This is a genomic window from Sorangium sp. So ce1036 (assembly GCF_051369805.1).
GTDB classification, from domain to species: domain Bacteria; phylum Myxococcota_A; class Polyangia; order Polyangiales; family Polyangiaceae; genus Sorangium; species Sorangium cellulosum_F.
Genome location: NZ_JBBMOX010000001.1, coordinates 6,799,307 through 6,810,862 on the forward strand (window position 1 = coordinate 6,799,307; position 11,556 = coordinate 6,810,862).

General features: G+C 71.6%; 9 protein-coding genes and 1 tRNA gene. 8 read left to right on the forward strand and 2 right to left on the reverse strand.

Annotated features, from left to right (window positions below):
- The first annotated feature begins 741 nt into the window (after nt 1-741).
- The 6 genes from WMF31_RS25520 to WMF31_RS25545 all read left to right on the forward strand — a co-directional run bounded on the left by WMF31_RS25520 (nt 742) and on the right by WMF31_RS25545 (nt 7,667).
- Nucleotides 742-878: transfer RNA gene (locus WMF31_RS25520), tRNA-Arg, on the forward strand.
- A gap of 128 nt (nt 879-1,006) precedes the next feature.
- Nucleotides 1,007-2,650, forward strand: coding sequence for a TROVE domain-containing protein (locus WMF31_RS25525; protein WP_436604439.1), 1,644 nt, complete (start codon nt 1,007-1,009; stop codon nt 2,648-2,650).
- A 199-nt stretch (nt 2,651-2,849) separates the two neighbouring features.
- Nucleotides 2,850-5,522 (forward strand): DUF2169 domain-containing protein, encoded by a 2,673-nt coding sequence (locus WMF31_RS25530; RefSeq protein WP_436604440.1) that lies wholly within the window; start codon nt 2,850-2,852, stop codon nt 5,520-5,522.
- On the forward strand, nt 5,509-6,573 hold the full coding sequence (locus WMF31_RS25535; protein ID WP_436604441.1) for a pentapeptide repeat-containing protein: 1,065 nt from the start codon (nt 5,509-5,511) through the stop codon (nt 6,571-6,573). Before WMF31_RS25530 ends, WMF31_RS25535 begins: the two co-directional genes overlap by 14 nt.
- Nucleotides 6,574-6,591: 18 nt before the next feature.
- Nucleotides 6,592-7,254: a DUF3540 domain-containing protein gene (locus WMF31_RS25540; RefSeq protein ID WP_436604442.1), complete on the forward strand. Its 663-nt coding sequence runs from the start codon at nt 6,592-6,594 to the stop codon at nt 7,252-7,254.
- Between the two features lie 20 nt (nt 7,255-7,274).
- Entirely contained in the window at nt 7,275-7,667 is a 393-nt protein-coding gene (locus WMF31_RS25545) for a DUF4150 domain-containing protein (protein WP_436604443.1), read from the forward strand.
- A 53-nt stretch (nt 7,668-7,720) separates the two neighbouring features.
- Here the strand turns inward: WMF31_RS25545 and WMF31_RS25550 are convergent, their stop codons facing one another.
- Together WMF31_RS25550 and WMF31_RS25555 are read right to left on the reverse strand one after the other, a co-directional pair.
- On the reverse strand, nt 7,721-7,858 hold the full coding sequence (locus tag WMF31_RS25550; protein WP_436604444.1) for a hypothetical protein: 138 nt from the start codon (nt 7,856-7,858) through the stop codon (nt 7,721-7,723).
- A 147-nt stretch (nt 7,859-8,005) separates the two neighbouring features.
- Nucleotides 8,006-9,253: an aspartate kinase gene (locus WMF31_RS25555; RefSeq protein WP_436604445.1), complete on the reverse strand. Its 1,248-nt coding sequence runs from the start codon at nt 9,251-9,253 to the stop codon at nt 8,006-8,008.
- A gap of 368 nt (nt 9,254-9,621) precedes the next feature.
- Here WMF31_RS25555 and WMF31_RS25560 point away from each other — a divergent pair, with 368 nt between their 5' ends.
- Nucleotides 9,622-10,812: an ATP-binding cassette domain-containing protein gene (locus WMF31_RS25560; RefSeq protein ID WP_436604446.1), complete on the forward strand. Its 1,191-nt coding sequence runs from the start codon at nt 9,622-9,624 to the stop codon at nt 10,810-10,812.
- Nucleotides 10,813-10,817: 5 nt separating this feature from the next.
- Nucleotides 10,818-11,552: an ABC transporter permease gene (locus WMF31_RS25565; RefSeq protein WP_436604447.1), complete on the forward strand. Its 735-nt coding sequence runs from the start codon at nt 10,818-10,820 to the stop codon at nt 11,550-11,552.
- Nucleotides 11,553-11,556: the final 4 nt, after the last annotated feature.

Below are 11,556 nucleotides of genomic sequence, written 5' to 3' on the forward strand. Positions count from 1 at the left end.
GGTCGCGACCGGACCACGCCCTCGTTTCGACCGGCCCCCATGGTCGCGACCGGACCACGCCGTCATTTCGACCGGCCCCCACGGCCCCGATCTAGCCATACGTTCAAAATTATGCTGAGCACCGATCACGACCTCCGCGCTCGCCCGTGACGAGCCCCCGCCACGGTCGCGACCGGACCACGCCCTCGTTTCAACCGGCCACCATGGTCACGACCGGACCACGCCCTCGTTTCGACCGGCCACCATGGTCACGACCGGACCACGCCCTCGTTTCGACCGGCCACCATGGTCACGACCGGACCACGCCCTCGTTTCGACCGGCCCCCACGATCATGACCTCGCCGCTCCTTTGAAATTATGCTGAGCGCCAGGTCGCGACCTCCGCACCGGCCCGTGACGACCGCCCGTCACGGTCCCGACCCCCCGCCCCCAGCCAGGATGCCGCCGGGACGCTCCAGACCCCGCGGACCACGTGCGACGGCATGCCCAGCGGTCCGCGCCGCCTCGCGCCGCCCCCATCCACGTGCAGCAGCAGCCGCCGGACGCCCCCTCTCCCTGCGCACGGACCGCGGCGATCGTCCCGTTTTATCCATCCATCTACGAACATATCCCCCAGGATAGCCCCCACCCGCCGCCGCCCTCGTCTTCCCCGGCCCCGCCCCTCCCCCACCGCGGATTTCTCGCGCTCGCCTCCGCCCGAGGCCGGTTGGCATCCGCCCTGCAATACCCCCCGGCGTCCACGCCAGAGTAGCTCAGCGGTAGAGCGCGATATCAACTCCGGGCGGTGTTCTCCGGCGCGATGAGCGCCGGCAGTGAGCTCCGGGGTTACTTCCCTTCGGAGGACGAGGTCGCGGGTTCGAATCCCGCCTCTGGTACCAGGGCGCAGCGCGGCAGTGAGCGTCACGGCTCCTTCGTTCCATCACGACCAACCCGTGACCACCATCCTCCGCGCTGCGCCCGCTCTCTCGGCGCCTCACGCACCTGCGTCGAGGAAGGAGGTGTCCTCATGGCGTTCTTTCAGCATCTCAAGCCCAGGGCCCAGCGCGACGGCGCCTCTCACCTGAACTGGATGGGCGGGCGCTCCTACGACATCGCCGATCCGCTGAAGCGCCTCCGCCTCGCGGCCTCGTCCTGCTTCTTCGGCGAGCCCATGTACTACCACCGCGACCCGGCCGACCCGCGCCCGGTCAAGGCGGCGAGGAAGGCCGACGGCCGCGCGCGCCCCTCCGACGCCCGCGCGCGCCCCTCCGACGCCCGCGCGCGCCTCTCCGACGCCGACGTGAGGCGCCTGCGCGAGACGCTCTGCGCCGTGGATCCGGCCGAGTGGCGCGCCCTCTCGCCGGCGGCGCTCCTCGAGAAGGCCATCGACGAGGCGCTCGCCGCCGACCCGGAGGCGACGCTCGCCGAGGCCGCGCGCCTGCGCGAGGAGGAGCACCTGCGCACCACGCCCCAGGTCATCCTCGTGCGCGCCGCCAACACCGCCTCCGTCCGCGGGACCGGCCTCGTGCGCCGCTTCGCGCCGCGCATCGTCCGCCGCGCGGACGAGCCGGCGGTCGCCCTCGCGTACCAGCTCTACCGGTTCGGCAAGCCGGTGCCCAACGCCCTGAAGCGCGCGCTCCGCGACGCGCTCCAGCGCTTCGATGATCACGCCCTCGCGAAGTACCGCCTGGAGGGCAAGGGGAGCAAGACCGTGGACGTCGTGAACCTCGTGCACCCGAAGAGCCCGAGCGTCGATCGCCTCGCCAGGGGCGCGCTCCGCGCGACCGGCCGCACCTGGGAGGCGATCGTCTCGGCCCGCGGCTCGAACCGCTGCGCGTGGCGCAAGGCGCTGCCGGTCATGGGCCACATGGCCCTGCTGCGCAACCTGCGCAACCTCATCGAGGCGCGCGTGCCGGCCGAGGTGTTCCTGCCGAAGCTGCTCGCGACGGCCGCGGAGGGCAAGCAGCTCCCCTTCCGGTACTACAGCGCCTATCAGGCGGTGAAGGGGTGCGCGCCGGGCGCCGTGCTCGACGCCGTGGAGCAGTGCCTGCACCGCTCGCTCGGCCAGGTGCCGCGCTTCCACGGGCGGGTGATGGCGCTCTGCGACAACAGCGGCTCCGCGCAGGGCACGACCACGAGCAGCCTCGGCACCATGCGCATCTCCACGATCGCCAACCTCACGGGCGTCGTGGCCGGGATGCGCGCGGACGACGGGCACCTCGGCGTGTTCGGCGACCGGCTGGAGAGCTTCGCCGTGCGCAAGCAGGAGAGCGTGTTCTCGCAGCTCGACCGGGCCGAGGAGATCGCCCGCACGATCGGCACCGCGACCGAGAACGGGGTGTGGCTGTTCTGGGATCGCGCCATCCGCGAGCGGCAGCGCTGGGACGCGGTGTTCGTGATGAGCGACATGCAGGCCGGCCACGGCGGGCTCTACGGCAAGCGGCCGAAGGACTACGCGGACTTCGCCTGGAAGGGGAACCACATCGACGTGGCGAAGCTCGTGGCGACGTACCGCGCGCGCGTGAACCGCGACGTGCAGGTGTTCCTGGTCCAGGTCGCCGGCTACCAGGACACCCTCGTGCCCGAGTTCTACGACCGCACGTACATCCTCGGCGGCTGGGGCGAGGGGCTCCTGCGCTTCGCCGCGGCGATGGCGCAGGAGCAGGCGTGACCTCCAGGCGCCCGCGGCGCGCCGCGAGCCCTGCCCGCGGCGCGCCGTGAGCGTTGACGGAGGCGAGCCGCTCGGTGACATTGGCGGCGCCGCCCGCGGCCGCGAGGGATCCGCGCCAGACCGGCGCCACGGCCTCGGGGGGACATCGCCCATCGAGGCCGTGGGACACCAGCGCTCACGGCGCGAGCCCCCTCCCCCCATGAAGACCATCAAACCCCAGAAGCTCGGCCTGCTCCACAGGGTCCTCGAGGACGGCGGCGATTGCTATCTGGTGGTCACGATCCTGGCCTTCTTCTCGCTCGATCCGCCCGGTGCCCTGCTCTCCGAGGTCGATCTCTGGAAGTTCGCCGCGGCCGAGCTCGGCAAGGACGCCGTGCTCGACATGGGGATGCCCAAGCCGCGGGGAGAGCTCTTGATCTCCGGGCGCGCTCACCCGCCCGGAGGGCGCGCCACGGCGTGCGCCGTGCGCGCGCGGCTCGGCGCCGTGGACAAGGCGCTCTACGCCATCGGCGACCGGACGTTCGAGCGCGGGGTCCCGACCGAGCCAGCCCCGTTCACGGAGATGCCGATCGCCTGGGAGCGCGCCTTCGGTGGGCCGGACTTCGCGCTGAACCCCGTCGGCAAGGGGGCCCAGCCGGTCCAGACCGACGCCGGAGAGATCCACCCGCTCCCGAACATCGAGCTGCCCGGGCGGCTCATCACGTCGCCGGACGACCGCCCGGCGCCCGCGGGCTTCGGCCCGCTCGATCTCCTGTGGCCGCAGCGCTACGCGAAGATCGGCACCTACGACGCGGCCTGGCTCAAGGAGCGGTTCCCGGGCTTCGCCGAGGACACGGATCTCGGCGTGTTCAACGCCGCGCCGGAAGATCAGCAGATCCAGGGGTTCTTTCAGGGCGACGAGCCGATGGTGCTGGAGAACCTGCACCCCCGGAGGCCGGTCATCGAGGCGGCCTTGCCCGGGATCGCGACACGCGCGTTCCTGAACCGGAAGACCGGTGAAGGAGAGGTGTTCGGCGAGGTGGCGATGCACCTCGACACCGTGCACCTCTTCCCCCACGCCGAGCGCGGCGTCCTCCTGTTCCGGGGCGTCGCGCTCGTCGACGAGGACGACGCGGCCGACGTGCTCCAGATCGTGATCGGCGCCGAGGCGCTCGGCGAGCCCAGACCGGCCGAGCACTACCGCGACGTGCTGCGACAGCGGCTCGACCCGAAGACAGGGCACCTCGCCTCGCTGCGCGACGGCGATCTCCTGCCGCCGCTCCCCGCGGGCGCGCGGCCCCCGCGCGAGAAGTCCGACGTCGAGCGCCTCCTGGAGAGCGACGATCTCCTCCGGAAGAACCTAGAGGCCGGCGCCCGGCGCAGGGCCGAGGCGAACCGGGAGAAGGCGCGCGCGACCGTCGCGGAGCTCGGGCTCGACCCGGCGCAGTTCGGCCTCGACGAGGCCGACGAGCCCGCGCAGGTCGACGAGGAGGCCCTCCCCGACGTCGAGGAGCTGGGCCCCTTCGTCGAGGCGCTGGAGGCGCGCGCGGAGCGGGAGCGGGCCGAGGCCGAGGCCCGCCGCGAGGAGGCCGAGGCCGAGGCGCGCGCGGCCTACGCCGCCGCCGGGATGGATTACGACGCGCTCCAGGCCGACGCGATGAAGCAGGCCGCCGGCCCGCCGAGGTTCTCGGCGAAGGCCGAGCGCGAGCGGCTGGAAGACCTCGCCACGCTGCTCGCCAACGCCGGGTACCCGAACGCCGAGCTCGAGGCGACGCTCGCGGATCCCGCCTTCGACCGGAAGCTCGCCGAGATGGAGGCGCAGGTCCTGGAGGGATACCGCCAGACCGCGCACCTCGGCCCCCCGGCCGGCCGGCCCGACGGCGACGCCGCGCGGCGCCTCCGCGACGAGGTGGTCGAGGCGCACCGCGCGGGGCGCTCGCTCGCCGGGCGCGACCTGACCGGCGCGGATCTCGCCGGCCTCGATCTCCACGGCGCGACCCTCACCGGCGCGCTGCTCGAGGGCGCGCGCCTCGCGGACGCCGACCTCCGGGACGCCGACCTGGAGCGGGCGGTCCTCGCCCACGCCGACCTCCGCCGGGCCACGCTCCGGGGCGCGCGGCTCGGCGAGGCGAACCTGGGGCTGGCGCAGCTCGGCGGCGCCGACCTCTCCGGCGCCGACCTGTCCGGCGCCGTGCTCTACCAGGCCGATCTCACCGGCGCCTCGTTCCGCGGCGCGGACCTCACGCTCGCCGACCTCTCCGAGGCGACGCTGCGCGACAACGACCTCTCCTCCGCGCTGGCGCAGCTCCTGACGCTGCTCCGGGTCGATCTCGCGGGGTCGAAGCTCACCGGCGCGGATCTCTCGCGGTCCACCTTCATCGAGTGCAAGCTCGGCGGCGTCGACCTCTCGGGCGCCCGGCTGATCTCGACGGCCTTCTTCTCGTCCGAGGGCCGAGGCGCCGTGCTCCGGGGCGCCCATGCGGAGAACCTGCGCATGGTCAAGGACTGCGCCTTCGACGGCGCCGACCTCCGCGGCGCCACGCTCACCGGCGCGAACCTCCGCGGGACGACCCTCGCCGGCGCGGACTTCACCGAGGCGCGGATGAGCGGCAGCGACCTCAGCGACTGCGACCTGCGCGGCGCCAGGATGGCCTGGATCGTCGCGCGCGAGGCGCGGTTCGTCCGCGCCGAGCTGTCGGACGCCGATCTGACGGGCGCCGACCTGATGCTGGGCATCCTGCAGAAGGCGAGGCTCCCGGGCGCCGACTTCACCCGGGCCAACCTGTTCCGCGCCGATCTCGCCAAGGTGCTCGGCGACGAGCGGACGCGCTTCGACGAGGCGAACGTCCGGGAGGTGCGCTTCGTGCCGCGGAGGCCGCGTGGACAGGGCTGAGCTCATCGCGGCGATCCAGGGCGGCGAGGCGATCACGGGCGCTCGCCTCGACGGGGAGGCGCTGGAGGGGGCCGACCTCTCCGGCGGGCTCTTCGAGCAGGTGAGCTTCCGGGGCGCGCGCCTCGCCGGGGCGTCGTTCAAGGAGTCGATCCTCACCGCGTGCGACTTCACCGATGCGGATCTGACCGGCGCCGACCTGCACCACGCGGCGATGCACCGGTGCGCGCTCGCGCAGGCGAGGCTCGTCCGGACCCGCTGGGCGGCGGCGCAGGTGGCCGAGTCCGACCTGTCGGGCGCCGATCTCTCCGAGGCGGACCTGGTCATCGCGGCGTTCGCGCAGTCGCGCTTCGCGGGCGCGCGGCTCGCGGGCGCGAGCCTGGATCGCACGGTGCTGGTCGACGCGGACGTGGCGCACATGGATCTGTCGGGCGCCCGGCTGGAGCTCACGCACCTCATCCGGGCGGACATGACGTCGGTCGCGCTGGCCGGGGCGCGCTGCCGGAGCGTCGTCTTCATCGGCGGCCGGTTCGCGGGCATGGACCTCTCGGGGCTCGACTTCACCCTGAGCCAGTTCACCGAGGCGGATCTCCGCGGGGCGAACCTGACCGGCGCGAACCTCACGCAGTGCGGCTTCAAGGGCGCGAACCTCGCCGGCGCCCGGCTCGACGACGCCCTGGCGGCGAACGCGATCTTCGTCGAGGCCGACCTGAAGGACGCTAGCCTCCGCGGCGCGCTCCTCGACCAGGCGATCTTCGTCGACGCCGAGCTCGCCGGCGCGGATCTCGGGCGGGCGCGCCTCGCGCAGAGCCTCTGGCACCGCGCGCGCTGCGAGCGCGCCCGCTTCACGGGCGCGGCGCTCACGTACGCCGATTTCTCCCACGCCGACGTCCGGGGGGCAGATTTCACGGGGGCCACGCTCTTCCGCGCGCGCTTTCACCGGACGCGGGACGAGGGGGCCGTGTTCACCGGCCGCGCGCTCGCCCTGGGCGACGACGAGCCGCTCGCCGAGGCGGAGACCTGGCAGGACAAGCTTCGAGGCAAGGCCGGCTGAGCCGGCGCGGGAGGCGTGATGCGAGGCAACGTTGCGAGGAAGGTTGCGAGGGGGAGCGAGCCCGAGGCCGCCTACCAGGAGGCGGGTCGGGTGGTGCGCGCCGCGGGCGGCGCGTTCGTGGTGGCCTCCGGCCGCGCGGAGATCGAGGCGCGCCGCGCCGTGAGCTGCCTGGTGGAGCCCGTGGCCGGCGACGTGGTGCTCCTCTCGGTGCTGCCGGAGCGCGGCGCCTACATCCTCGCCGTGCTGGAGCGGGAGGGGCGCGACGTCAGCGTGGCGCTCGACGGGGATCTGCAGGTGAAGCTGCCCAGCGGGCGGTTCGTGGTCGGCGCCGCCGAGGGCGTGACCTTCGCGTCCGGCAAGGAGGTGGGCGTGGTGGCCGGCGAGGTGAAGGTCAACGCGCGGCTCGGCAGCGTCCTCGTGGAGAGCCTGTCGTACCTCGGGACGGCGGTGCAGGCCGAGATCGACCGGGTGAAGGTGAAGGCGGCGGCGCTCGACACCTCCGCGGAGCGGGTGATCCAGCGGCTCCGGCGGGTGTACCGCTTCGTCGAGGAGATCGAGCAGCTCCGGGCGGAGCGCGTCGACTACGTGGCGAAGAAGAACATGAGCCTGCGCGGCGAGAACACGCTCGTGACGGCCGAGGAGCTGGTCAAGCTCGACGGCGCGCAGATCCACCTCGGCTGACGGGACGGGAGGAGCCAGCGATGTTCGCCAACACGCAGGGGATGGGCGTCGATCTGGGGCTCCCGGACGTGTGCCTGACGCCCTCGCCCGCGCCGGTGCCCGTGCCTTATCCGAACATCGCCGCGGGGCCGATGGGCGTGCCGGCGGTCTACAACGTGCTGTTCACGGCGGCGCCGGCGCACAACCTGGCGACGACGATCCCGCTGACGAACGGGGACAACGCCGGGATCGCGATGGGGGTCGCGTCGGGGACGGTGATGGGGCCGAGCCGCCACCTGACCGGGGCCTTCTCGGTGCTGATCCGCGGCATGCCGGCGAGCCGGCTGACGAGCGTGTCGCTCCAGAACAGCACGAACTGCCCGGGGGTGCGGGTCGTGCCGAGCCAGGTGAAGGTGCTCCTGCTGGCGCCGTGAGGGGGCTCGCGGCGGCCACGGCGCGGCCGGTGGCTCGGACGCGCTCGACCGCGTCAGCGGCACATCGAGTCCTCAAGGGCGCAATCCTCGCTCGGCGGGTCGATGTCGGTGCGCTCGTTCGTCGGCTGGAGGCGCCAGATGCAGAGATTGCTGTAAACGAGCCCGTCGACCCGCGTGAACACCGTATTCACATCGGAGCACACCGACCCTCGATGACAGGCGCCCTGCGCACCTCTCGGGGCGATCGCGACGCCAAAACGCAACACGCCGCGAGCAGCCTGCCGAGGGACCCGGCGGCGGCTCGCGGCGAGCGCGTCACGACGGCAGCACAGGTTCTGTTATGCCTTGTTGCCGAGCCCGAAGCCGTCGTGCAGCACGCGGACGGCGAGCTCGGCATACTTCGTGGAGACCAGGCACGAGATCTTGATCTCGCTCGTGGAGATCGCCTGGATATTGATGCCCTCCGCCGCGAGGAGCTGGAACATCCGCGCCGCGACCCCCGCGTGGGCGCGCATCCCGAGGCCGACGATCGACACCTTCACGATGTCCTCCTCGTAACGGATGCCCACCGCGCCCACGCCGCTGGCGATCTTCTCCATCACGAGCTTCGCCCGCGGCAGGTCCGCCTTCCCGACCGTGAACGTCACGTCGGCCTTCACCTCGCCGGACGAGCCGCGCGCCTCCAGGCCGTAGCTCGGCGCATTCTGGATGATCATGTCGACGCTGATGTTCTCTTCCGCCAGCGCGCTGAAGATCTGCGCCACCACACCCGGCTTGTCGTCGACGCCGACGAGCATCACCCGCGCCTCGTTCCGGTCCAGGGCCACGCCCGTCACCGTCACGCTCTCCAGCGACTGCTCCTCGCCGACGACCCACGTGCCCGGCACGTCCGAGAACGACGACCGCACGTGCACCGGGACACCATACTTCATCGCAACCTCCACGCTCCGAATCTGAAGGACCTTCGCGCCCAGCGAGGCGAGCTCCAGCATCTCTTCGTAGCTGATCCGCTCGATCTTCCGCGCCGTTTTGCAGATGTTCGGGTCCGTCGTGTAAACGCCGTCGACGTCCGTGTAGATCTCGCACTCGCCGCCCACCGCCGCCGCGATCGCCACCGCGCTCGTGTCGCTGCCGCCGCGGCCGAGCGTCGTGATGTTGCCCGCGTCGTCCACGCCCTGGAAGCCGGCGACCACCGCGATCTTCCCCTCGCCCAGCGCCTCGTGCAGCCGCTGGGCGTCGATCGCCTTGATGCGGGCCTTCGTGTACGCGCTGTCCGTCAGGATCTTCAGCTGGTGGCCAAGGAAGCTCCGCGCCTTGCCGCCTTGCGCCTGGATGGCAATCGCCATCAGCGCCGCCGAGACCTGCTCTCCGGTCGCCGCCAAGGCGTCCATCTCCCGCGCGTCAGGCACGGGCGCGATGTCCGACGCCAGCTTGAGGAGCCGGTTCGTCTCGCCGGCCATCGCGCTGACGATGACCACGACGTCATGACCGGCCTGCTGTGTGGCGAGCGCCCGAGCGGCCGCCCGCTGGATGCGCTCGATGGAACCGACGGACGTGCCGCCGAACTTCTGGACGATGAGGCTCACGCGAGGTGTGGCCAACTAGTCCAACGCGGACGCCCGGGTCAAGTGGAAATTCAGCAGGAACAACGAGCGGGCAAGCACGGCATCCGCCGGGCGACAAGGCCCGCCGCGCCCGCCCTGCGCGATCCAGGTGGGCCCGAACGACCCCGCGTGAGCGAGGCCACGGAGCCGGGAATAAACCCCCGCGTTGGCCGCTTCCGGTCGGCGCTGTTGACAGAGATCCCCCCGCCGCTAGGATGGCGCCGCCATTCGCCTGGGTAATAGGCGATCCAGGGCGCCGCCGGCGGGCCTGTCGGCCGGGGCGGGAGGATCGCGAAGAGCGGAATCACGGAGCAGGGCGCTCCGCGTCAGGAACCATCAAGGAGGTTATTTTGGCTAGCGATGTGATGATCGAGGCGAGCTCGCTGACCAAGCGCTACGGGTCGCTGCGCGCGCTCGACAAGGTGAGCTTCGAGGTCCATCGCGGCGAGGTCGTCGGCTTCCTCGGACCGAACGGGGCCGGCAAGTCGACGACGATGCGTATCCTCACCTGCTTCATCTCGGCGTCGGCCGGGACAGCGAGGGTGCACGGTTACGACGTCTTCGACGACCCGCTCGATGTCCGGCGCAAGCTCGGCTACCTGCCCCAGCGCGCCCCGCTGTACGGCGAGATGAACGTCTGGGAATACCTCTCCTTCGTCGCCGACATGCGCGGGCTCGATCACGCGACGTTCAAGAAGCGGATGAAGGGGATCGTCGAGGTGTGCGGCCTCGCCCAGGTGCTCGGCAAGGACATCCGCAACCTATCCCACGGCTACCGGCAGCGCGTCGGCCTCGGGCAGGCGCTCGTCCACGACCCCCCCATCCTCATCCTCGACGAGCCGACCAGCGACCTCGACCCGAACGAGAAGGCCGAGGTCATCCGCTACATCAAGGAGATCGGCAAGGAGCGGACGATCCTGCTCTCGACCCACAACCTCTCCGAGGTCGAGGCCGCCTGCGCCCGCGCGATCATCGTCTCCAAGGGGCGCGTCGTCGCGGACGGCCCGCTCGACGACATCCGCGCCAAGAGCGGAAAGGTCCGGTACGTCGTCACCATCCACGAGAAGAAGGTGTTCGAGGGCGGCGAGGGCTACCGGTCGGGCGGGCGCAAGCCGCCGAGCGCCCAGGAGGTCCAGGAGGCGCTCTCCGGGCTGCCCGGCGTCACCAGCGTCACCGAGCTGCCGACCGACGACAGCGCCCACAGCTTCCAGATCCTCGGCGCGCTCGGCGGCGACATCCGGCCGGAGCTGTTCCAGCTCGTCGTCCAGAAGGGCTGGCTGCTCCTCGAGCTCAGGCGCGACTCGCAGAGCCTCGAGGACGTGTTCAAGGCGCTGACCCGCGGCGACGAGCGGAAGGACCGCGGCCGCAAGCTGATCACCGACGATCTCGACGACGAGGACGAGGACGCGGCGGACGAGGACGACTCGGACGACGAGGACGAGGACGAGGACGACGAGGCGAAGGACGAGGCCGGCGGCGAGGCGAAGGACGGCGACGACGAAGGCGCGGAGGAAGAAGCGCCGGCCAAGAAGAAGGGCTGAACGGCATGAGCACCACCCTGATCATCGCGAAGCGGGAGTTCCGCTCCAACTTCGATTCCCCCCTGGCCTATGTCGTGATCTGCCTCGGGCTGATCGCGCTCGGCTTCGTCTTCTTTTACCTGAACGGCGGCTTCTGGCAGGCCGATCGCGCCTCGCTCGTGCAGCTGTTCGCGCAGGCCCCGCGCGGCCTGTCGTTCCTCGTCATCCCGGTCCTGACCATGCGCCTGCTCGCGGAGGAGCGGCGGAGCGGGACGCTGGAGATGCTCATCACCCTTCCGGTCAAGGACCACGAGGTCATCCTCGGCAAGTTCCTCGGCGCGTGGGGCCTCGTGCTCGTGCTCATCCTCGCGACCGCGCTCTACCCGATCATGATGTTCGTGACCCCGTGGCACCTCGGCGCGCTCGACAGCGGGCCGGTGATCTCGGGCTACATCGGCCTCGTGCTCTACAGCGCCGCGGCGGTCTCGATTGGCCTGCTCATCTCGGCGCTCACGGAGAGCCAGGTGATCGCGTTCTTCATCACCTTCATGCTCCTCCTGTTCCTGCACTTCATCGGCGCCGCCGCCGACAACGCGCCGCCCGCCGTGCGCGACGTGCTCGCGTTCATCAGCTTCGACACGCGCCTCGCGCCGTTCGCGCGCGGCATGGTGTCCACCCGAGACATCGTCTTCTTCCTCTCGATCACCATCGGCTGCCTCATGGCCGCGTTCAGGGCGCTCGAACGCAGGAAGTGGGCGTAAGGAC